Here is a 22,702-nt window from a genome sequence, read left to right on the forward strand (position 1 = left end):
GGTCTAGTCCGACTCTCCATCAGGAATTATGCTTTTCAACCAGCAGCCTTCGAGCGCCAGGGCCATCATTATTGGACAGCATGTATCCATCCTTCATATTGGGTCAGCCAGTAGATGGCGCGGTTGCCTCTGAGCCTGCGCGTTATGGCCCGGCTGCGTCTTCGCAACCGGGTTTTTTGTTAAGTTACATCATTAAGGGAGAAAATCAGAGGTCTAGCTACAACTGCTCCACCGCGTTGCTGCCTTCACCTGATCCGAAAACCAAGGCTAAAGCGAAAGGAACAACCGTTCAATGTCATCCCGGTTATCGCCTCGCGCGAGGCACAGCGCGAGTAGGATTCTTGCCTTGTGAGGTCCGATATCACCGCCCGCTATGATCTCCAGCCGTTTGTGCTGGGCGCTATCTACCACCAAGCCAGAGCCCGTTCTTGATGACTGGACAACCGTCAGTCCGGCTCGTATCAGATCCTGCAGGATAGCCGTTTCAGTCGGCGTTCCCATGCCCGGGCCGAAGCCCGCGGAAACAATACCCCGCGCACCGGCCGCGGCAAATGCGCGAGCAGCAGTTCCATCTGCGCCGATGTGACTGTAAGTGATATCGACACGCGGGAGCTCCCGAAGTAGCTCATAGGAAAATACAGGTTGCGGTGCTTTATCGGCCCGAGACATCCTCACAAGCGGCCCATCTACGTATCCGATCGGTCCCGTCCAAGGAGACTGAAAAGCTCCAAGTCTCAATGTATGTGTCTTGGTCACTGACCTCGGCGAGTGAATCTCATCATTCACAACGACCAGAACTCCAGAAAGGCCAGGGGTCGACGCAACGCGAACTGCCGCGGCGAGATTGGCGTGAGCATCTGTCGAGATACCACTCAACGGCCGCATGGACCCCGTCAGTATCACTGGTTTCTTCGCTTCAAGCACTAAGGAAAGAACCCAGGCTGTTTCTTCGAGACTTGCGGTGCCATGTCCGATCACAATCCCCGCCAGTTCAGGGTCGTCCATTAGTCCAGAGCAGACTTCTGCGAGTTCGGCCCAATCCTCATTGGTCAAAGCTGTACTATCAATTTCCCGAAAGTTGATCGGAATGATCTCGGCTATTTTGCCTTGAATGCCGATATGCTCAATCAAAGAAGTCGCGTCGACCCTTTTGTTCCCGGCGTTGTAATCCAGGAGATCGAATTGATCTTTGCCCAATGAGGCGATCGTTCCGCCGGTTCCAATGAATGCGACCTTCGAGAGCATGAGTGTTCCAATCTGGCAGAATGCGGTCTTTGTCTGGTTGATCAGTGCCCGACAAAGATTTGAAAAGATAGTAGAGGTAGGATTGCTTGTGCGCGGTGAACGGGATAGCTCAGTCTATAGGCTGCGGCAAGCCGGTTGCTTCGACCTTGCCACGCGTGGAAGAGGCAATTCAATCTGCACAGATTTGAAGCCTCCAACTTCGGCGCAAATGAACTTGGGTAGCGTGTCGGGACCGAGCTCAATTACGAACTTTTGGAAGTATGCGATGAACTTGCGGCAGGTGGAGATTTTCCGAGTTGTCATGACGAACGGCACTACGGCACGAGCGGCCGAAGTCTTGCATGTGTCTCAGCCGGCGGTCAGCAAGATGATCAAGGATCTCGAACGGTCTCTTGGCTTTGACCTGTTCAGCCGGATAAAGGGCAGGCTTCATCCCACGCCTGAAGGTCAACTTTTTTACCGTGAGGTGGAACATGCCTATCTAGGCTTAAGCCACCTTCGAGGAGCTGCGGCGCGTATTCGCGATTTTGGATCCGGCGAGTTGAGAATCGCTTGCCTTTCGGCTCTGTCCACAAATGTTCTACCACGGGCTTTAAGCGCATTTATGTCCCGTAATCCCAATGTTGCCATCACATTTCAGGCTCGAATGTCATCGACTGTCCGTGATCTTGTTGCATCCGGCCAATTTGATCTTGGTATTGTTGCCGATGAAATCGACCAGACGGGCGTCACGGTCGCTGAATTTTCCCAGTTTCGAGTTGCAGTTGGGGTACCAGACGGCCATCCGCTGGCGAAGCTGAAAATGATACGCCCACAGGATCTCGATGGCGTCCCATTTATCGCTCTCGCGCCAGAAGATACCACCCGAGAAGAAGCTGACGCCGTTTTCGAAGGGCTCGGCGTAAAGGTAAGAGTGGTGATGGAGACACCCTACTCGACAACGATATGCGCCATGGTTGCGGCAGGCATCGGCGTCGGACTTGTTGATCCCCTGACGGCCCAACCCTATGTCGGTCGCGGTCTGACACTGATTCCGTTTGAAACGGGCTTGTACTTCCGCACGCTTCTGATCACTCCGCCGAACCGGATTGCCTCACGACACCTTGAAGAGTTCGTCAATGATCTGAAGCAGGCCATCTAGTCACTACGCGCTGGCTATAGCGGGCACCAAGGTTCTGCCGACACTTTCTCTCCAGATCGACAAGCGAACCTGCACTATCGCTAAAGGTCCGCTCGCGTCTTTTGCTAGCCAGGGCGGCGCCAGAGGACCGGGAACCAATTTCCCCGAGCCGGTCCCCCGTTTTCATGCCGTTGCCCGAAAGGATGGCGATGTGGGCCCGGACCTTCAACATAGCCCCCAGGTGTGGACTGCTCCTGGGAACGAGATAGCGAGCCAAAGCGATATATCGCGGATCGCCCGAGTATTTGTCGGACCAGGGTCTGTCTATCGTCACATTCTGGGCCTATCCCAAACAATTAGCTCCAACCTGGTCGTAAAACACCGAGCGGCTTCGATCGAATTGCTCCGCAGTTTGCCTGCAAATGGAGAGGGCTATGGCATAAGCTATACAAATCCTCCGGGTTCGATGACCTACGACTGTCTACAAATTGCCCGGGTGCGGATCAGCGATGCACACGCTGTAGGGTCCGTTGTTCTGGGTCGACCGGGTCGCGGCCCGCACCCATAGGCTAGGTGCGTGCGTCTATTATTAAGTTCGTCACCGGTCGCGCTCTCGTTTCATAAGGTTGATACTATCTGGTCGACCCATGCCATAGTTCTAGGTACCAGCCTATTTCCCTTAAGCGCATTGCACTGAAAAACGCCATCGGCTTGACGTTCACCTATAACCTACAGGAATTGATTACCCGAATTTTATTGTTGGACGGCAAGTGGGTTTGAGTACCATATTGTCTTCAACGGATTACATCGTCTGGCTCCCAGATATCTGATGGGCCGTTCCAATAACTAGATGGGGAACATCAATGTTCAAAAATATCAATCGCCTGCCACTCATTGCGGCGCTGGCTATGTCCGCCATAAGCACCACAGGATTCGCGCAGAATTTCGACACCTCGTCGATCAAAGTCGATGAAGGTCTTGCGGGTCGCCTCCCGGCAAAAATTAAGTCGGCAGGAGTGCTGACAATCGGCTCTGACACGTCATATGCGCCTTGGGAATTCCTAAGCGAAAAGGATGGCCAGACACCGGAGGGGATAGACGTCGATATCGCGAACGCGATCGGTAAGAAGCTCGGCGTCAAGATCGATTTCCAGACCTCGGCGTTCGAAGCAATTCTTCCTGCCTTGGGTTCGAAATTTGATATCGGGGTCTCAGCATTTTCTATCACAAATGAACGAATGAACGCGGTCAATTTTGTAAGTTATGCTGACACTGGCGCACTGTGGGCCATCAAGGCTGGTAACCCAGCCAAATTCGATCCAGAAAATCTCTGCGGTCGTAAGATTGCCATCCAGTCCGGCACGTACTTCGAGCGGTCGATCAACCAGGAAAACGATAAATGCAAATCGGAAGGCAAGACCGAAATCGAAGTTCTGCCTTTCTCGAAGCAGCCTGAGACACTAACGCGTGTGGCTGCAGGTGGTGCAGATGCTACGGTTTCCGGCGAGGCTGGCATTGGCTACGCAGCCAAACAGTCAAATGGTGTTCTCGAAACCATGGAGCCGAAGTCTGGTCCATTGAGTAAACACGGCCCGAATGGCATTGCTGTTGCCAAGTCCGATATGGCTCTGACGGAGCTTATCGCGGATACAATCAACTCGCTGATTGCGGATGGAACCTATAAAACACTCCTCGACACTTGGGGTATCGGTTCTGTCATTGTCGAAAAAGCTCTGGTCAATCCAGAAGTCAAGATCTGAAACCATGGCTTCAAATGTCGAAAGCATGGAGGCCAGCTCACCGCCGGTCTCCACAAGACCAAGAGACGTCACGCACAATGTTGTTGCTCCACGTCGCCATCCCGGACGCTGGCTTGCCATTGCAGTCCTGGCGATTCTCGTCCTCCAGATTGGTCAGGCGATCTCGACCAATCCAAACTTTCATTGGGATGTTTACCTCAAATATCTGTTCGCGCCTCAGGTGGTGCGTGGCGTTGGCTGGACGCTCCTTCTGACCGTGATTGCCATGGCGGTAGCGATTGTTGTCGCAGGCCTGCTCGTCATTATGCGTGACAGTGACAACCCGGTCCTGCGCGGCCTTGCCTATTCGTGGGTGTGGTTCTTCCGCGGCACGCCAATCTATACACAACTGCTGTTCTGGGGCCTCTTCGCCGTGCTGTTCCCGAACCTGAGCATCGCGATTCCGTTCGGGCCCGAGGTCATCAGTGTAGAAACGAAGTATATCGTAACGCCGGCGATCGCCGCGATCCTTGGCCTTGGATTCAACGAGTCGGCCTATCTGACGGAGATTTTCAGGGCAGGCTTCAACTCGATCGATCGCGGTCAGGCTGAGGCGGCTCAGGCTCTTGGAATGAAGCCGCCGAAAATCTGGTGGCGGATCCTGATGCCGCAGGCGATGCGAGTGATCATCCCGCCGACTGGAAATGAAGCCATCGGCATGTTGAAGATGACCTCTCTTGTGCTGGCGATCCCATTCACCCTGGATCTGACCTTCGCAACCAACGCGATTTCAAATCGCCTGTATCTACCGATCCCGCTGTTGCTCGTCGCAGGCACCTGGTATCTCGCGATAACCAGCCTGCTGATGGTTGGCCAGCATTTCCTAGAGCGCCATTTCGGTAAGGGCGTTTCCGTTCATCCAGCCAGGGCGGAGTAAGCCATGAATGCGATTGTCTCTGAATTTTACGTCGAAATGCAGAACATCCACAAGTTCTACGGCAACGTGCATGCCCTCAAGGGCGTTGATCTCCGCGTGAAGCGGGGCGAAGTCTGTGTTGCGATCGGGCCGTCCGGCTCTGGGAAATCGACACTTCTGCGGTGCATCAACCAGTTGGAAAGCATTTCGGCGGGCCGCGTGTTCCTGAAGGGCGAATTGCAGGGCTTCACGGAACACGATGGCCGGTTCCATCAACTGTCATTAAGCCAGATCTCTGCCCAACGACGCCTGACTGGCATGGTCTTCCAGCGGTTTCAGTTGTTTCCGCATATGACCGCCTTGGATAATGTCATGGAAGGGCCACTGCACGTCAAAGGGTGGCCAAAGGAACGGGCGCGCGCCAAGGCGAACGAGCTGATGAAACGTGTTGGATTGGATGGGCTCGGTAATCGCTATCCAGGCCAGCTCTCCGGGGGCCAGCAGCAGCGTGTCGCTATAGCACGCGCGCTCGCGATGGAACCCGAAGTGATGCTTTTTGACGAGCCGACTTCAGCGCTTGATCCCGAACTGGTGGGCGAAGTCCTGGACGTCATCAAGGATCTCGCACAGAGCGGGATCACCATGGTCGTCGTCACGCACGAGATCGGATTCGCGCGAGAAGTGGGCAACCACCTTGTGTTCATGGATCAAGGTCAGGTCATTGAAGAGGGGCACCCCCGTACCATGCTTGCCAGCCCAAAGAACCCACGCACAGCGGCCTTTCTGTCGAAGGTACTGTGAGAGGGTGCAATGTTTTCCCGCAAAAACGTTGACGAATTTCGACTACGCCTCGTCATCGTTTCAAACGACGTCATCCAGGTCCCGCCAAGAGCACGCGTGCAGGATCGCGCCTCCAATCGCTTCCAGGCGATCAAAAGAGCTTCAGAAAGGTTCGTTCATGAACGATCTCACCCAATGTGTCCTCACACCTAAAATCTCGACGGAAGGCTTTGATCCACTTGGTGTTGGCGTTCATCGCGCCTCGACGATTGTGTTCAAGGATGCCGGGGCCTATGCATCCCGTGGTGATCGCGGCCATGAGGGTTATTCGTACGGCCTCTATGGAACGCCAACGACCCGGACGCTCGAAGCGAAGCTGACAAAACTGGAAGGCGGAGCCTGGACCTTCCTGACGCCCTCAGGGCAAGCGGCAAACGCGCTTGCGGTTCTACCCTTTCTGACAGCGGGCGATCATATTCTGATTGCCGACACGGTTTACCCGCCAATGCGCGACTTCGCCGAAACGGATTTGAAACGACATGGCGTAAAGGTCGAGTTTTTCGATCCGCAGTCATTGGATGACGTCGCCGCAAAGATCAACCAGAACACCAAAATTGTCTGGTGCGAAAGCCCGGGTTCCACAACGATGGAAATTGTAGATCTGCCGGACATCGCTGCGCTCGCGCATGAACGTGGAGCGCTTGTCGGTGTCGACAACACCTGGGCAACGCCGCTCAACTTCAAGCCGCTTGAACATGGCGCTGATATCGTCACAGAGGCGCTGACCAAATTCGTGTCGGGCCATTCGGACGTGCTTATGGGATCAATTACCATTAAGGACACGGCCCTCCTCAAACCAATCCGTTCATTGATCGGCCGGATGGGTATCGGCGTTTCCCCGGACGATGCATCGCTGGTACTGCGTGGATTTGAGACGTTGGGCGTGCGACTGCGCCATTCGGAGAAGGTCGCCCTGGATTTTGCCGGTAAAATCGAGGGGCATCCCGTCGTCGATCAGGTGCTGCACCCGGCACTTCGAACTTTTCCCGGTCACACCCTCTGGAAAAGAGATTTCCTCGGGTCAAGCGGTGTCTTCAGCGTTGTCTTCAAGCAGGAAGCCGCCGCTCATGTTGCCGCTGCGCTCGACACGTTGGAGGTTTTTGCGATCGGGGCTTCTTGGGGTGGGACCCGAAGCCTGGCCGCTCCCATGACCATTGATGGTTTTCGGACCGCAACATCCTGGGATGGGCCAGATGTCATTTTGCGCCTGAGCATTGGCCTTGAAGATGAGAACGAACTTTGGGCGGATATAGAGCGGTTTCTCGACACGCTTGTGGCGCAAACAATAGCCGCTTCATCCGGACGACAGACGAAGGCCGCTAGCAACGGCTGATATCGGCTGCGGTTGCGCTCGACAACATAAAGGATATGACGTGCCAAATAGAGAAGACGTGCTGCAGAATATAGACCGGAATTTCGACGTCGCGGTCGGCAAACTGCTAGAGCTGATTTCCATACCGTCTATCTCCAGTGAGCCGGCGGGTGAAGCCGCCATTGCCAAGGCGGCGGCATGGCTCAAGGCGGAGCTGGATACTATGGGGCTTGCGGCGAAGGTTGTGCCGACGAAGGGTCACCCTGTCGTGTTGGCGCGGTCGGCACGAACTTCTGGTCCGAAGCGCCCATGCCTTCTGTTTTACGGTCACTACGATGTCCAACCTGTCGGTGACCAGACGCAATGGAAACACGCGCCATTCGAACCTCGCATTGTGGAAGAGCATGGTGTCCACCGCTTCTACGGGCGGGGCGCCTCCGATAGCAAGAGCCAGCTCTGGACCTTTATCGAAGCGCTGCGTGCATGGAGGACCATTTACGGTGACTTCCCGGCCGACATTATTGTCCTGCTGGAAGGAGAGGAAGAATGCGGCTCACCAAGCCTTCCGGACTTCATCAAGGCGCATAGGCAAGAGCTTGAATGCGACGTTGCCTTCATCTGCGACGCAGAGATGTGGTCGCAGACCCAGCCAGCGATCACGACACAACTCAAGGGTCTGGTTCACGAGAAGGTGACCATTTCCGCTCCAAATCAAGACCTTCATTCAGGCCATTATGGTGCGGTCGCAGCAAATCCCATACGCATCCTGAGTTCGATTCTCGCAGGCCTTCACGATGACAAGGGGCGGGTAACGATCGAGGGGTTTTATGATGGCGTGAAGGATCTTCCCAACAAAGTACGTGAGCAATGGCATGAACTTGCAAACGAACCTAGCTTGTTGGGAGAGGTGGACCTGACAGGTGGGGTAACCGAGGAGGGATATTCTCCACTCGAGGCGATGTGGGGGAGGCCGACGGTCGATATCAACGGCATCACTGGCGGAAATCAGGGCCCCGGCGAGCGCTCGGTCTTACCGCGATCAGCGACTGCACGCCTTTCCTTCCGGCTGGTGGAGGGACAGCAACCCGAAGAGATCAGACGCCGTTTTCGCCGCCATGTTGATGCTCGCCTTCCTGAGGGCTGCAGTGTCGTGTTCGATGGTATCCAGGGTAGCTCAGCAGTGGTGTTGCGACAGGAGAGCCCGTTTCTGACAGCGACCGCACGTGGTCTCGAGGAGGAGTGGGGCAGGCCGACCGTTCTTCGCGGTACCGGGGGCGCTATTCCTCTCGTTGAGCAATTCAGCAATGGGCTTGGAGCCGAGTGCGTTGTTGTCGGTTTCATCCTCCCGGGCGATGCAATCCACGCGCCGGACGAACGATATGACACCGAGCGACTGAAAAAAGGTGCTCGCAGCTGGGTGCGCATTTTGGAACAGGTCCAGCTCGATATGGCGATCTGACCGTGACCACTCCTCCACTAGCCCCCTCCCGCGTTGAAGAAGATGCTCTTGGGACCCGCCTGATGCCCTACGATACCGCCTACGGGATACAGACCGCCCGGGCAGTTGACAATTTTTCGATTTCTGGTCGAACCATCGCTGACATCGAGGGATTTGTGCCGGCGATCTTACTGATCAAGCAAGCGGCAGCCAGAGCAAACCATCAAGCAGGCGAACTGGAAACGTCGATTGCCGAGGCAATCGAGAGGGCAGCAACGGAGCAACTGCATGGCATAAAACGCGGAGATTTCCCCGTGGATATTTATCATGGCGGCGGGGGTACTGCCGCTAACATGAATATCAACGAAGTCCTGGCAAACCATGCAAGCGAGATCCTGGTCGGGCGCAAAGGGTCTCACCCTGTGCATCCTAATACTCACGTGAATATGGCGCAGTCTACAAACGACGTTATCCCGTCGGCGATGAAGATCGCAATCGGTAACGAACTTGGATCACTTCGGGGTGGTCTGGCCGTTCTTGTAGAGGCTCTGCTCGAAAAAGAGAGAGCATTCGGAGACGTTCTCAAGCTGGCTCGGACATGCCTTCAGGACGCGCTTCCAATCACTTTTGGTCAGCAGTTTTCGGGCTATCGGGCTGCCTTTCAGCGACAAGCACACGACATTGCGGTTTTGGAAAAGTCCTGCCTGAGCTTACCGCTCGGCGCCACGGCGGTCGGAACAGGTTTCGCTTCTTCGGCTGCCTATCGACGGTTCGTTTACGAAGAATTGCGGATACTGACCGGCAAAGGTTATTATCCAGAAGAAAATTTGTTCGACGGGTTGCAGAATGCGGATCACTGGATCCAGGTTTCGGGTTCGTTGAAGGCAATCGCCATCACGCTTTCGAAGCTGTCCTCGGATCTCAGGCTCATGTCTTCCGGCCCCCGTTCCGGCCTCGCTGAAATCACGCTGCCGGCAGTTCAGCCGGGGTCGACAATCATGCCGGGCAAGATCAATCCCGTGATGCCCGAAATGATGATGCAGGTCGCGTTCCGTGTGATCGGAAACGATGCCACGGTGACGCGAGCTGTTGAAGGAGAGCTCGATCTCAACGTCTGGGAGTCCGTTATACTGGATGCCCTCAGCGAATCCTTACGGCTCATGCGGAGAGCCATTCCGCTATTTGTCTCCGGCTGCGTGTCGGGGATCGAGGTGAACAGCAAACGCGGATTGTCAGATGCCTCCGGTTCACTCGCCCTTTCTACTATTCTCGCGGCAATCTTCGGTTACCCAGCGGCATCCGCAGTTGCCAAGCATGCCGCGCAACACGATCTGCCGATAGGGCAAGCCGCCGTCGAGTATGGGCTCATAAGCAAGCAGGACTCAGGCCGCCTTTTTGCTGACCCTTCCGTCTTCACTAATGCTGAACGCTCCGAGCGCTTGATTGCCGACTTCAAAGCTCAGCTACATGAGCCATTAACACGATCGATCCCTCATGTGTAGCTTCCGACGGTGTGACGGTGGAACGATGTCTGATTTTCTCCCGCGGACGAAAGAATGAACAGCATCACATCGACGCCTTTTGTGTGGCTTTGGGTTGGGAGTAGGGATTCGGGCCTCGCCACGTGGGGCTTATCGTTAGCGCCCGTCTGCGATTTGCTACGGAAAGGCGCGATCCTGCTGCCGCCGCACAGTGACGTGCCATAGCGGAAAGTGCTTCCATAAAATATGCATATGCCCCAAAGCTGGATTTATGAAGCGCTTAACTCATCTGGGTACCGCGTCGCTGATCCAGACCCCTACAAGGCGGGCCTTTGAAGTCAGATCTATCCAATGAGCGGGGGTCCGCCGGTAGACGGGCTATCTGGAATTGGTGGGTGAGCCAGGCATGGCGCGGTAGCTGAACAGACGCCACCAAATGACACGATAGGACCGGAAGCGGACTGGCAGCTGTCGGGTGCCAGAACTACCTGCCGTTCCAGAGACAGGCCGTACCGGGTTGATAAGCGAGGAAGCTGGTAGGATCGGTGTCAAGACACTCTCAATACAATGCCCAGCTGGTGGATTAATTCGATATGAGGTCGGCCGCTTTGGCAGCCGCAGCAAGAACAGCGGCATTGGTGTTTCCGCTCACAATTGTGGGCATCAACGACGCGTCGATTACACGCAAGTTGTCCAAACCACGCACCTTTAGATCCGAGGTTAAAACAGCCTCCGGATCATTATCGCATCCCATCTTGCAGGTTCCAACCGGGTGATATCCTGTCTTGACCGTCCGCCTGCAGTGCGCAGCAATCGCCTCGTCACTGGTTACGTCTGGTCCCGGAAAGATCTCTCGCTCGATCAGTTCGCGCATGGGTGAGGCAGAAAGAACGGAACGGGCAAACCGAAACCCGGCCATAGATAGTCGCAGGTCATCAGGATGACCAAAAATCTGCGTGTCAACCACAGGGTTTGCGAATGGATCCGCTGACGCAAGGGTCACGCTGCCGCGCGCTTTTGGTCGAAGCAGCAGAGCGTTGATGGTCACGCCGTCTCCCGGCTCAGTTCCCAGAACGTCGCGGTCGAGATAGACTGTTGGGACGCAAAACATCTGAATCGTTGGTATTTCATTGTTTCCGTCCGGATCAAAGAACGCACAGGTTTCAACGCCAGTTGTTGTAACCGGACCCGATTTGAACAGAAGATACTGCAAACCCGCTCTAAGCATGGCCAAACCTCTGTCCTGACCAAAATACCCGAATGCACCGCGCGTTGTCGCGACGACTGGAACTTCGTAGTGATCTTGTAAGTTCTTGCCTACGCCGGGGAGATTCACCAGAGTCTTGAGGCCATGACGCGCCAACTCTTCTTCAGGGCCTATGCCTGAGAGCATGAGCAGTTTCGGCGTCTGATATGCCCCGGCGGCCAGCAGAACTTCGACGTCCGCAGTCGCTGTTTTCGAATTGCCGCCCTGGACATATTCGATGCTGGTTACCCTGTTCTTTTCCATGCAAAGGCGGGTGACAGTCGCGCTCGTCTCGATTGTCAAAAGAGGATTGCCCATGACAGGTGCCAGGAACGCATCTACGGCACTGCATCGACGTCGTTTCTCCCAATCCATCGTATGCTGCATGAAACCAACGCCGAACTGGCGCAGGCCGTTGAAATCGGGATTGTAAGGAATGCCCATGCCTTGCAGTGTCTTCATGTAGGTTCGGGTCATGGGGCTTGTATGGCCAAGGTCAGAGACTTTCAAAGGTCCGCCAACACCGTGATATTCGCCGGCTAAATGATCGTTGTCTTCTTGCTGACGGAAATACGGAAGCATGTCCCTGTAGGACCACTGACCGTCATTGCCTCCCGGTTCTGCGACCGCTTCATTCCAGCGATCATAGTCCGCGGCCTGACCACGCATATAGACCATAGCATTGACAGTGCTCCCGCCACCCAGGACTTTCGCCTGTGGAACGATCGGGCCGCGTCCGCCTAACTGTGGCTGGTCCTTGGTCTTGTGCATGGTCAGGTAAGTGTCCCGGGCGAGAAACTTCATGTAGCCTGCCGGGTAGTGCATAATCTGACTGGCATTGCGTGGTCCCTGTTCAAGGATCAGCACACGCGCCTTCTGTTCTGTGACCAGACGGGCTGCAACAACACAGGCCGAACTCCCGCCCCCGACGATGACGTAGTCAAATTGCCTATTCTCAGACATGGTTTCTCCCCGCAATCGCGCTTCGTTACCAGTCAACGACTGTGCCATCATCTATCAGCGCCGACTGTGTGATGAAGGGTTCTTGTTTGTAGGGATGCGCATCGGCTATCGCTTCGTCGACTTCTACCCCAAGCCCTGGAGCTTGTGGAATTGACCAGTAACCATCGACCAGCTTGATGGGCCCCCGGACAACTTCAGAGTACCATGACACGGCACCTGACATTTCTTCCTGAATGGTGAAATTCGGAGTCGAGACCGCGAAGTGGAGTGCTGCCGCGCCCGCAATCGGGCCGAGAGGATTGTGCGGAGCCATGCCGATCCCTGCCATTTCGCACATGGAGGCTATCTTCTTTGTCTCCAACAGTCCGCCCGTGTGGCAGATGTCGGGTTGCGCTATCTGGATTGCTCGTTCCGCGACAAGCAGCTCGAATTCTTCCCGGCCGATCAAACGTTCCCCTGTCGCAAGAGGAACGGGACAATGCTGTGACAGTTTGATCAGTCCCTTGATATCTTGAGGGGGCAGGGGTTCTTCGATGAACATGGGCCGATATGGTTGCAAGACTTTGGCGAATTGCAATGCCGCACCCCATGAACCACAACGCCCATGGAAGTCCACCATGATCTCGATATCGTCACCAACAGCTTCCCGCAGTGCCTTCATGGAATTGTCGACCTGGCGCAGTGATTGACCATCGGCCGTCATATGCACATAAGGGATGAAGACGACTTTGATCGCCCTGTATCCCTTTTCGATAACCTCGAGCGCGCGATCCACAACTTCGGCCGGCTCAAAAGAACCATAGACCGCATCCTGTTGCCCAAGTCCGAGATGCGTGTAGACCTTGACCCTGTCGCGCACCTGGCCACCCAAAAGACGCCAGACCGGAAGGTCCACCGATTTCCCAAAGATATCCCATAAGGCCATCTCGATGCCTGATACGGCCGTCATGCCGATGACGCCGAGACGCCAGAATCCCTGTTTGATAAAACGACGATAGATCCCCTCGATATTCCTTGGGTCCTGTCCGATCAACAATGGTGCAAGATCGTCGATTGCACCGACAACAGCGCGTGTCTTCCATTCCAGTGTAGCTTCGCCCCAACCGATCAAACCGTCTACATTCGTTTCAACGCGGACAAAAATCCAATTGCGCAATCCCGCGTTGACCACTTGGGTGGTGACCGAAGTAATACGGATTGTATCGCTTAGCTCGGTTATGGCCGGTATTGGCTTTTCGCTTGTCTGTATCATTTCCATTTTTCTCCGCTTAGCCAATCAATTCCGGGCGCAAACCGATTTCGCCTGACAGTGTCTCTCCTGGGTGCAGCACCTGTAAATCACCCAGCGACTTCTGGTGATGGCCGTCAGCGAGATGGCTCATCGGCTCAAAGCAGAAATAATCGCGTTGGAAATCCGGATCGAAGGTGGTGTCGGAGACGAAAATGAAAGCATGTCTGAAAAGGCTGTCCGCCTTCAATGTCAGTCGGATATTTCGCTCCGGCCAAGTAATTTGTGCATACCCGCTCCAATTTTCGAATCCATTGTTGACCCAGCGATGCGGCAGTTTGCGTGGTTGGCGAAAGTCGAGGTCACCGGGTATCTCCGCGGCTTCACCCGGGAGCCAACCATCGAGTTCCGTCCAGAAGCGCTCGGCCGGGGCTAACAATGTGGTTTCGGGCGTCATTGGAAAATAGGGGTGCCAGCCAAGGCCAAATGGCAAGGCGTGTTCTCCCTTGTTGGTAACCGACATACTGAGGGTAAGCCCACCCTTTTCCAGGCAGAACTTTTGCTCCGCTTCATAAACATAAGGAGTGTCATTGCTCCGATGCGAGAACCGCAGCGTCACCGCCCTTGGCGATGTGTCGACAATGTTCCAGGTCGACAGCCACCCTTCGCCGTGCAGATAATGTGGATCCCAATCAGTGTTCGGTTCCAGCTTGAATTCCTCGCCTACGAACGTGAATTTGTTACCTTTGACGCGGTTGCCAAAGGGAACAAGCGGGTAGCATCCGGACTGCAACGCTGTAGCGGTGTCGTCCTTCGCTTCACGTAGAAGGGCGGTCCGCTTTTCGTTTTGCAGCAACCAAAAACCAAGAACAGTTCCACCGCTGGTGGAAATGCGGGCTTCCAGATTGCCTTCTGAAAGGGTGAGGATAGGCATTTTGATACCGTCAACCCTTGTTGCGCGCGAGACTACGCTTGATTGCCTGGATATTGGCGAGCACAGCAATGACGATAATCAATCCTCTTACGACCTGCTGGAAGAATGGATTGATGCCCAGCAGCACGAGGCCATTGCCGATCAGGGTGATAACCAGGACTCCCAGAAGTGTTCCCAGCATCGAGCCTCGTCCACCCGACAGCGCGGTGCCGCCCACAACAACGGCGGCAATGACGTCAAATTCCAAACCATTGGCTGCGGTGGCGTTCCCCGAGCCGAGGCGGGAGACAAGCAGAATGCCGGAGATGGCGGCCATTGCGCCGGCGATGGCAAACAAGCCAACGCGGATTCGCGCGACATTGATGCCGCTAAGGAATGCGGCATGATCATTGCCGCCGATGGCAAACACGGAGCGGCCAAACGCGGTCTTGCGGCTGACGAAGGCAAATACTGCGAAGAAGAAAAGCATGATCACAGCTGCTGGCGGTATTCCGAAGATCGGCTGATCCAGAAGGTCGACAATATCATTGCGTCCAATTGATACGGGGAGCGCGTCGGTCAAAAAAAGCGCTGTTCCGCGCAGTGCACTCCACAGGCCAAGCGTGGCAACAAAAGACGGCACATCGAAATAAGCTCGTAATATGCCGGCGATCGAACCGAGTGCCGCACCGATCGCGATGGCAAGCGGGAAGGCCAGCGGTGTGGGTATCCCCCACTGTAAGAGATAAGCCAGTACAACGGAGATGAATGCCACCATAGGCCCGACGCTGACATCGATCTCGCCGGATATGATGATCAGTGTTGCTGCCCAGGCAGCGATACCGATTGTTGCGGCATCACGCAAAATGTTGATCTGATTGTTAAATGACAGGAAGCCATTGGCCAAGCTGCCAAACACCACATAGAGCACGAGGATCGCCACGAAAAGACTGATCTCGTTCATATGATTTGAGATGCGCCAAGCGCTGCCTGCTGCGGCTTTTGTTGTCTGGATTGCCATGGTTTGCTCCGTCAATGGCCTGCGATGCAGGCTGCCATCAAGGCATCCTGATCAATGTTAGGGGCCTTAAATTCTTCATTCAGAACGCCATCGCGCAGAACGAGCGCGCGGTCACAAACAAGCGGCAGTTCCTCGATCTCGCTTGACACAAAGATGATACTGCAACCATCGGCAGCGAGTTGCCGCATGATTGCATATATCTGACCCTTTGCCTCGACATCGACGCCCCTGGTGGGCTCGTCGAGAAGTAGAATACGGCTGTTGGCATAGACCCAGCGCCCTATAACTACTTTTTGCTGGTTGCCGCCTGAAAGGGTGCCAACCGGAGTATTGGTCTGCGCCGCTTTTATATGAAGGCGCTCCATTATCTGACGGGTGGCATCCATCATCATCCGGGCGGACAGGACACCCAGTCGGCTGACAGCGGAAAAATTGGTTGCAAGTGTATTCTCATCAACGCCAAGGAGCGGAACAATACCCTCATCCTTGCGGTTTTCCGGGGTATAACCAACGCCAAGATCAAGCATCTTTCTGTAGTGAGGAGCGCCGACATTGCGTCCGTCGACATGGATTTCTCCATTGTCCAGGCTGCGGATGCCTGTGATCGCCTGAAGCAGTTCTGTGCGTCCTGCTCCAAGCAGCCCTGCTATTCCGAGTACCTCCCCCTGCCTGAGGGCGAATGAAACGGACTTCAGTTTCGGCAAGAGCGAGACGTTTTTCACCTCGAGAACGATCTTGTCCCTGGCGACGGAGGCGGGTGCCTGGGTCGCGGCAGACTCCGATCCGAGCATGAGCCGGACGATCTCTTTGGTGTCCGCCTTGCGCACGTCCACCGTTTCGATGATCCGTCCGTCACGCATAATCGTTGCCGTTTGCGCAATCTGCCGAATTTCGTTCATGCGATGGCTGACATAGATGACGGCAATTCCTTCGGACGCGATGTTTTTTACTGCGTTCATAACTTTCTCAGCTTCCGCTGAAGCGAGGGAGCTTGTTGGTTCATCGAGAATGACAAGACGCGGCTTGCCCAGCAGAACGCGCGCGATCTCAACCAGTTGACGCTCGGCCGGGGAAAGGCTCATAACGAGCTGGCTCGGTGAAAGCGAAAGGCCAAGGCGGGCCATAGCTTCCGCAGCCTCTGCCTCCATAGCTTTGTATTGGATTATGCCGTTTTGTTTTGGCCAGCGGCCGAGAAATAAATTCTCAGCGAGCGTCATGCCGGGAACAAGGCTGAGCTCCTGGTAAACCACGCGCACGCCGTGGCCGAAGGCTTCGGCCGCACGAAGCGCACCGCTGTGGGTGAGCGGCTGGCTGCTGATGGCGACCGTTCCTGTATCCGGTGTCTCGGCTCCGGTCAGCATGCGTATCAATGTTGACTTCCCTGCGCCATTTTTGCCGAGGAGAGCCCGGACCTCCCCGGCGCGAACAGAAAAATCGGCATTATCGAGTGCAAGAACACCTGGGTATCGCTTTGTCACACCGACGATCGAAGCGATGGGATATTGAGCGTCGGCTGCTGTATGGTTGATTTCTGCAGGCATAATGAACCCATGCGATCTTACTAATGAAAAACTGAATCCCAATCTTTATGGGACGCCATCGGAATGGGCTGTCAGCCACTCCTTCCCGGCATCGGCACTGGCGTAGAGATCAATATCGTAGGGTACGCGAATATCAGCTGTTTTTTTGCCGTCGATGGCGTTTATAGCCTGCGTCAGCGCAAGTTTACCTAGACCTTGGCCGGAAATATCCACCACAGCTTTGATCACCGTATTGTCGGCAAGTTCCTGGGCTATTTCTGTGGTCATATCGCCACCAAAGACCACTGTCTTTCCCGTCCGGCCCTGACTTTTAACTGCACGCGCAGCACCAAGCGTTGCGCCGCCTGCCTCACCAAAGAAGGCATCAAGATCAGGGTTGGAGGAAAGCATTGTGCTGGCGACCGAAACGGCTTTGTCCAGGGTGGCACCTTCCTGGTTGGCAACAATTTTCGCTCCCGGAACTTTCGCCATCAGAGCTTCTTCAAACCCCTTGCGGCGCGTAACGCAAACCTCGACAAACTCGCAGTTCAGTACCGCAATTTTTGGCTCAGTCATCTTTGCTGCTATAAAATAGTCACCTGCCGCATCCCCGAGCTTGTAACCAAACTGGAACGGGTCGCCTACTGCATAAGCGGAAACGTACTCAGCCATGTCCTTGTCATTCAGACATGTATTGTAGCAGATGACCGGGATACCCGCGTCGTGCGCACGACGGATCGAGCGATAAGAACCGTCAGCAGAAACGGGTGAGACGATGATGGCCTGAACGCCAGCAGAGATGAGCGAGTCAATGAAGGATGATTCCTTGCTGACGTCGCCTTGCGCATTGGTCTCGATAATATTGAGTTTTCGCCCAGCCTCACTTGCTCCCGTCTGAATGCCTTTGCGAACACCAGCATAGAAGCCCTGTGCATCCATATAGATTGCGCCGACTTTCAGCTCTTTTTCTTGTGCAGATGCAGATACTAGCCCGCCCAAGGCGAGAATAGCTGAAAGTGCGAGCTTGGCGCTATTTTTCGGTAACATGGAAACCTCCCGGTTCAAAAATATCGGCCGACATCTGTGATGTGATCGGCGCAGCTCCTCCAGAGCAACCTTCTTCTATCTGTTGATCATATTTATTGTCAATATAAATATGATTTATTTGGCAGATCTAGATAAAAGAGCAGTTGATTTGCGTTAATATCGTTCGATAGAGCGCGGTTGCATAAGCGGGGGGATTTTTATATCATATGATAAATCTCAATAAATATGATTAAATAGGATGGCAAATGGTTGGGCGGCTTGCGGGAAAACATGCGATCATTACCGGTGCGGCACAGGGCATCGGAAAAGCCATTGCTGAAGTATTTGCCTCAGAAGGTGCCCGGCTGACCCTTGTCGATGTTGACAAGCTTGGTCTTGATCAGATTTTGAGCGCGCTCCTTGATAGCGGTGCGTCCGCAACGTCCGCTGTTGCAGACATTACCGACAGCAGGCGGCTTCAGTCCATCGTCGATAAAGCTGCGAACCACGGCCGGATCGATACTGTTATAAACAATGCAGGGATTAATGTCTTTCGGGATCCGCTCAACATGACGGATGAAGATTGGGAAACTTGCATGGCGGTCGACTTGAAAGGGGCGTGGAACCTGACACGCGCCGCTCTGCCGTCATTGATTGATGGTGGTGGCGCAATCGTCAACATCGCTTCCAGTCACTCTTTTACTATTATCAAAGGCTGTTTTCCCTATCCCGTTGCAAAGCATGGGCTCATCGGCTTAACGCGTGCCATAGCGATCGAGTACGCCGATAAAGGTGTTCGCTGTAATGCTATTGCCCCTGGTTATGTTGAAACGCAAAAGGCAGTTGAATGGTGGAAGACGTTCGATGATCCTGAGGCGGCGCGGCAGAAGACGTATGATCTTCATCCGCCCAAACGCATTTGTTCACCAGTCGAGGTAGCCAAGACAGCCTTGTTTCTGGCCTCTGATGATGCGCCGTTCATTAATGGAGCAACCATACCGATCGACGGCGGCCGAAGCATTGTTTATCACGACTAGCTCGCCATCGAAGGCGGAAGAATTAAGAGGGATTGATGCAATTCAGAGATACGAAAGATGGCGTTGCAGCAGGAGGCACTTCCGGAGGCGGCGGAAAACGGCGCGTCCAGGAAGTTCTTCTGCAAAAGTTGGTCAATCAGATTGTATCTGGTGAAATCTCGGAAGGTTCGAAACTTCCTAACGAAAGCGAATTAACAGAGGAATACAATGTCAGCCGGACGTCTATCCGGGAAGCTATGCAGCACTTGCTTGCGCAAGGTATGGTCCGGTCCCGTACACGTGCAGGTACAATCGTACTGCCACGCGAAAACTGGAACTATCTCGATCCTCTGATCCTGGACGCGGCATTGCGGTACAGTGCGGATGATCGCTTTTACCTGTCATTGGTGGATGCAAGGCAGTTGTTGGAGCCTGCAGCTGCGGCTCAAGCGGCCGCAAATGCGAGCACGCGGCAATTGACAGCGATCGCCGAGGCTTTCGATGACATGGTTAGCGCCAATGCGCGCGACACGGAAGAGTGGAGCAGGGCAGATCTCGATTTCCATACGGCGATTATCAACGCAAGTGGCAATTGGGTCTATCGCCAGTTCGCAACCGCAATTCGAGCCGCACTATTAGCCAGTTTTCGTCTCACCAATCGCGCCAGCCAATCTCATGACCATGCTATCATGATGCATCGCGATGTCTTGGAAGCCATCCGTATGCGCCGACCCGACGCTGCTCGTGACGCCATGGAACGCCTGATTGGCACCGCCAGAAGTGAGATCACACACGCCCTGCATCGCAATCACGATATGTGAGATGCGGCGGCTCGACCCAGGACGGTAAGGTGGTCGGAGAACCATCATCTCCGTACGCTCTAAAGAGTGATTGTAATTTCCAGGAATCAACAGGAGTGGGTGGGAAATCGGCTTTTATCGGCATTTTCAAACGAAGGATTGCCAATGCTCTCTGAGTTTGTACCGACGATAGGATTCGAGGTTACGAAGGTTTCCGCTAGCCACGCGCTGTTTATAACTCAGCCACTCGTGATCGCGGACACCGTTGACAAGCAGCTAAAACGGTCTCTGTGAAGTGAGAATGACAATTCGTGCTTCATAACCGGACAGCCCTCCTTTCCCTATTATCGGATGACACATCACTCCTGACGGTCAGTAGGCTCGTTAGCGCTGTCAAGTATGAGACGACTGCTCGACCTTCTTTTGGAAGTCATTGCACTTCCTGATGATTGTCGCTCTCCGCCACATCCCTATTTTTGTCCAACTCACAGAGACATATCCATGGATCAGAACAGGCGGAACGCAACAGCGAGATTCCTATTCAAAAAGCCCTGGGTTATCAGCCTCGATTTGTGGCAAATCACTCAAAATACCGTTCAGATGTGTGTACATCGCATTTCCTGCTGTATCGGCATCCTTCAAGTCGATGGCGGTGACGATCTTCTCATGCTGCATTATCAAATTGCTCATTGAAGTGGGATTGCGCAGCTGCAGGTTGCAGACACGGTCCATATGCGCCTTGATATCTGCGATTGCATTCCAGGCCAGTCCGCAGCCGGCACCCTCGGCAATCGCCATGTGAAACTGCTCATCTTCCCTCCGGAAGGAGTTGTGATCTCGCGCTTCCATGGCAGCTCTCTGCCGGTCAAGAATACCGTCAAGTTTTCGGCGGGTCCACGTGTCGAAGCTTTCACTGGCGCGGCGCGCGACGGCAACCTCGATCGCTTCTCGCACAAAACGGGCTTCCATCATCTGCCGCGCCGAAATCTTGACGACGACGGTTCCCCGGTTAGGTCTGATTTCGACAAGTTTGGACTTGCCAAGTGCAATCAACGCCTCCCTTACAGGTTGGCGGGATACCCCCATGCGGGTAGCAATCTCCTGTTCGGAAAGCCGCGAACCCGGTGAGAGCTCAAGGCAAATGATTGCCTCGCGCAGATCGCGTTCCACCTGCGCTGCAGTCGTTTCACCAGTGTCAATCTTCAAGGTTTCTAGGTTCATGCTCTTTGCCGTAGCTGTCTCGTTGACAATCCCGAATAACCACCATACAGTACCATACAATTAAAGGGGAACACAAGCGCGGCGCAATTGCGCCGGGCAAAATGGAAGGGCCGGGGCAAAATCCCGGTTTATTGATGACGGTACAGCCCAATTTCATACGCCCTGATTCCAGTGATCCGCGATTGCAGAATAAATCGCGTTACCAGATGCTTGTTGATGGCAAGTCCGTAGATGCAGCCTCTGGAAAAACCATTGACCGGATCAGTCCGGGCCACGCCGGTGTTGTTGTCGGCACTTGGCCCGATGCTTCCGCTGACGACGTCCGGTCGGCGATAAATGCAGCCCGGCGTGCCTATGACACGGGACCTTGGCCGCGCATGTCTGGTGCCGAGCGTTCACGTTTGATGTTCAGGACATCGGAACTCATTCTTGCCCACGTGGAAGAAATCGCGTTGATCGAAAGCCTTGAGGTTGGCAAGCCAATCGCACAGGCAAGGGGCGAAATCACTTTCTGCGCGGACCTCTGGTCCTATGCGGCGGGGCAGGCTCGGGCGCTGGAAGGGCAGACGCACAACAATATAGGTGATAACCGGCTCGGTCTCGTGCTGAGGGAGCCCGTCGGCGTCGTCGGTGTCATTACACCTTGGAATTTCCCGTTCATCATTGCGTCCGAGCGGGTGCCATGGGCTATTGGCGGCGGTTGCACGGTGGTGCTTAAACCATCCGAATTCACCTCCGGTACTTCAATCCGAATGGCGGAACTGGCCCGCGAGGCCGGTATTCCAGACGGCGTTTTCAACGTTGTTACAGGCTATGGAGATCCGGCAGGTCAGGTTTTGGCTGAGGATCCGGGCACCGATATGATCGCTTTTACAGGGTCAGTCCGGGTTGGCACGAAGCTTGGTGAAATTGCGGCGCGAAGCGTTAAGCGCGTTGGTCTCGAACTTGGCGGCAAGGGACCGCAGATCGTTTTTGCCGATGCTGATCTGGAAGCTGCAGCCGACGGCATCGCCTACGGCGTTTATCACAATGCCGGCCAATGCTGCATTTCCGGAAGCAGGCTGCTTGTGCAGGAAAGTGTCAGGGATGAGCTTCTGGAGCGCCTTCTCGATATATCCCGCAAGGTGACCTTCGGCGATCCCCTGAACGAGCAGACCAAAATTGGCGCGATGATCTCTGAGGCGCATGCTGCAAAAGTGCATTCCTATGTGGAAGCAGGGCAGGCGGAGGGCGCAAAACTGTTACTGGGCGGGGTGCGTGTCGGCGAAGATTCCGGTCTCTACTATGCGCCCACGGTGTTTTCCGGTGTCACCGCCGACATGTCGATTGCGCGGGAAGAAATTTTCGGACCTGTCCTGTCGACGCTGACATTCAAGACGGCCGACGAGGCAGTCGCCATGGCAAATGCCTCGGAATATGGTCTTTCAGCCAGCGTTTGGTCAACCAATCTGGAGAATGCACTGCAAAGCATCCGCCGCATCCGGGCAGGGCGCTGCTGGATTAACAGTGTCATAGACGGCGCACCGGAATTGCCCATCGGCGGTTATAAAAAAAGCGGCTTGGGCCGCGAGCTTGGCCGTTATGGTTTTGATGAATATTCGCAGTTCAAGGGGATTCACGTGACCTTGGGCAAACCGGATCCTTGGTTCGGATAACA

Annotated in this window: 18 protein-coding genes; 10 read left to right on the forward strand and 8 right to left on the reverse strand. The window is 54.7% G+C overall.

Annotated features, from left to right (window positions below; all coding sequences use genetic code 11):
• Positions 1 to 267: 267 nt before the first annotated feature.
• Complete coding sequence (locus V9K92_RS02415; RefSeq protein WP_337353153.1) at positions 268 to 1,245, reverse strand: asparaginase; 978 nt, start codon at positions 1,243 to 1,245, stop codon at positions 268 to 270.
• A gap of 265 nt (positions 1,246 to 1,510) precedes the next feature.
• Between V9K92_RS02415 and V9K92_RS02420 the strand changes: the two genes are divergently transcribed.
• The 7 genes from V9K92_RS02420 (at position 1,511) to V9K92_RS02450 (ending at position 10,112) form a co-directional block, all read left to right on the forward strand.
• A complete protein-coding gene (locus V9K92_RS02420; protein WP_337353154.1) occupies positions 1,511 to 2,386 on the forward strand; it encodes a LysR substrate-binding domain-containing protein in 876 nt (291 codons plus the stop codon).
• An 842-nt stretch (positions 2,387 to 3,228) separates the two neighbouring features.
• Positions 3,229 to 4,125: an ABC transporter substrate-binding protein gene (locus V9K92_RS02425; RefSeq protein WP_337353155.1), complete on the forward strand. Its 897-nt coding sequence runs from the start codon at positions 3,229 to 3,231 to the stop codon at positions 4,123 to 4,125.
• A 4-nt stretch (positions 4,126 to 4,129) separates the two neighbouring features.
• A complete protein-coding gene (locus tag V9K92_RS02430; protein ID WP_307278742.1) occupies positions 4,130 to 5,041 on the forward strand; it encodes an amino acid ABC transporter permease in 912 nt (303 codons plus the stop codon).
• A 3-nt stretch (positions 5,042 to 5,044) separates the two neighbouring features.
• Complete coding sequence (locus V9K92_RS02435) at positions 5,045 to 5,821, forward strand: amino acid ABC transporter ATP-binding protein (protein ID WP_337353156.1); 777 nt, start codon at positions 5,045 to 5,047, stop codon at positions 5,819 to 5,821.
• A gap of 157 nt (positions 5,822 to 5,978) precedes the next feature.
• A complete protein-coding gene (locus V9K92_RS02440; protein ID WP_337353157.1) occupies positions 5,979 to 7,193 on the forward strand; it encodes a trans-sulfuration enzyme family protein in 1,215 nt (404 codons plus the stop codon).
• A 40-nt stretch (positions 7,194 to 7,233) separates the two neighbouring features.
• Positions 7,234 to 8,631, forward strand: a complete 1,398-nt coding sequence (locus V9K92_RS02445; protein WP_337353158.1) for a M20/M25/M40 family metallo-hydrolase — start codon at positions 7,234 to 7,236, stop codon at positions 8,629 to 8,631.
• Between the two features lie 2 nt (positions 8,632 to 8,633).
• Entirely contained in the window at positions 8,634 to 10,112 is a 1,479-nt protein-coding gene (locus V9K92_RS02450) for an aspartate ammonia-lyase (RefSeq protein WP_337353159.1), read from the forward strand.
• Positions 10,113 to 10,674: 562 nt separating this feature from the next.
• On the opposite strand, the gene V9K92_RS02455 is transcribed toward V9K92_RS02450, so the two are convergent.
• From V9K92_RS02455 to V9K92_RS02480, 6 genes are read right to left on the reverse strand one after another with little or no spacing between them, the layout of a single operon-like run.
• Positions 10,675 to 12,300: a GMC family oxidoreductase gene (locus tag V9K92_RS02455; protein WP_337353160.1), complete on the reverse strand. Its 1,626-nt coding sequence runs from the start codon at positions 12,298 to 12,300 to the stop codon at positions 10,675 to 10,677.
• A gap of 25 nt (positions 12,301 to 12,325) precedes the next feature.
• Positions 12,326 to 13,552, reverse strand: coding sequence for a galactonate dehydratase (gene dgoD / locus V9K92_RS02460; RefSeq protein ID WP_307278759.1), 1,227 nt, complete (start codon positions 13,550 to 13,552; stop codon positions 12,326 to 12,328).
• A 16-nt stretch (positions 13,553 to 13,568) separates the two neighbouring features.
• Positions 13,569 to 14,462: an aldose 1-epimerase gene (locus V9K92_RS02465; protein WP_337353161.1), complete on the reverse strand. Its 894-nt coding sequence runs from the start codon at positions 14,460 to 14,462 to the stop codon at positions 13,569 to 13,571.
• Positions 14,463 to 14,472: 10 nt separating this feature from the next.
• A complete protein-coding gene (locus V9K92_RS02470; RefSeq protein ID WP_337353162.1) occupies positions 14,473 to 15,462 on the reverse strand; it encodes an ABC transporter permease in 990 nt (329 codons plus the stop codon).
• Positions 15,463 to 15,473: 11 nt separating this feature from the next.
• Entirely contained in the window at positions 15,474 to 17,003 is a 1,530-nt protein-coding gene (locus V9K92_RS02475) for a sugar ABC transporter ATP-binding protein (protein ID WP_337353163.1), read from the reverse strand.
• A gap of 45 nt (positions 17,004 to 17,048) precedes the next feature.
• Positions 17,049 to 18,029 carry a substrate-binding domain-containing protein gene (locus tag V9K92_RS02480; protein WP_337353164.1) on the reverse strand — a complete coding sequence of 327 codons (981 nt, stop codon included), beginning with the start codon at positions 18,027 to 18,029 and terminating at the stop codon, positions 17,049 to 17,051.
• A 245-nt stretch (positions 18,030 to 18,274) separates the two neighbouring features.
• Between V9K92_RS02480 and V9K92_RS02485 the strand changes: the two genes are divergently transcribed.
• On the forward strand, positions 18,275 to 19,045 hold the full coding sequence (locus tag V9K92_RS02485; RefSeq protein ID WP_337353165.1) for an SDR family oxidoreductase: 771 nt from the start codon (positions 18,275 to 18,277) through the stop codon (positions 19,043 to 19,045).
• 35 nt (positions 19,046 to 19,080) lie between these two features.
• Positions 19,081 to 19,845 carry a FadR/GntR family transcriptional regulator gene (locus V9K92_RS02490; RefSeq protein ID WP_336441067.1) on the forward strand — a complete coding sequence of 255 codons (765 nt, stop codon included), beginning with the start codon at positions 19,081 to 19,083 and terminating at the stop codon, positions 19,843 to 19,845.
• A 516-nt stretch (positions 19,846 to 20,361) separates the two neighbouring features.
• Here the strand turns inward: V9K92_RS02490 and V9K92_RS02495 are convergent.
• Complete coding sequence (locus V9K92_RS02495; RefSeq protein WP_307278778.1) at positions 20,362 to 21,045, reverse strand: GntR family transcriptional regulator; 684 nt, start codon at positions 21,043 to 21,045, stop codon at positions 20,362 to 20,364.
• Between the two features lie 134 nt (positions 21,046 to 21,179).
• Here V9K92_RS02495 and V9K92_RS02500 point away from each other — a divergent pair, with 134 nt between their 5' ends.
• Complete coding sequence (locus V9K92_RS02500; RefSeq protein ID WP_337353166.1) at positions 21,180 to 22,700, forward strand: aldehyde dehydrogenase family protein; 1,521 nt, start codon at positions 21,180 to 21,182, stop codon at positions 22,698 to 22,700.
• The last annotated feature ends 2 nt before the right edge of the window (positions 22,701 to 22,702 follow it).

The sequence above is a fragment of the Phyllobacterium sp. CCNWLW109 genome, assembly GCF_037203905.1.
In the GTDB taxonomy this organism is placed as follows: Bacteria; Pseudomonadota; Alphaproteobacteria; order Rhizobiales; family Rhizobiaceae; genus Phyllobacterium; species Phyllobacterium ifriqiyense.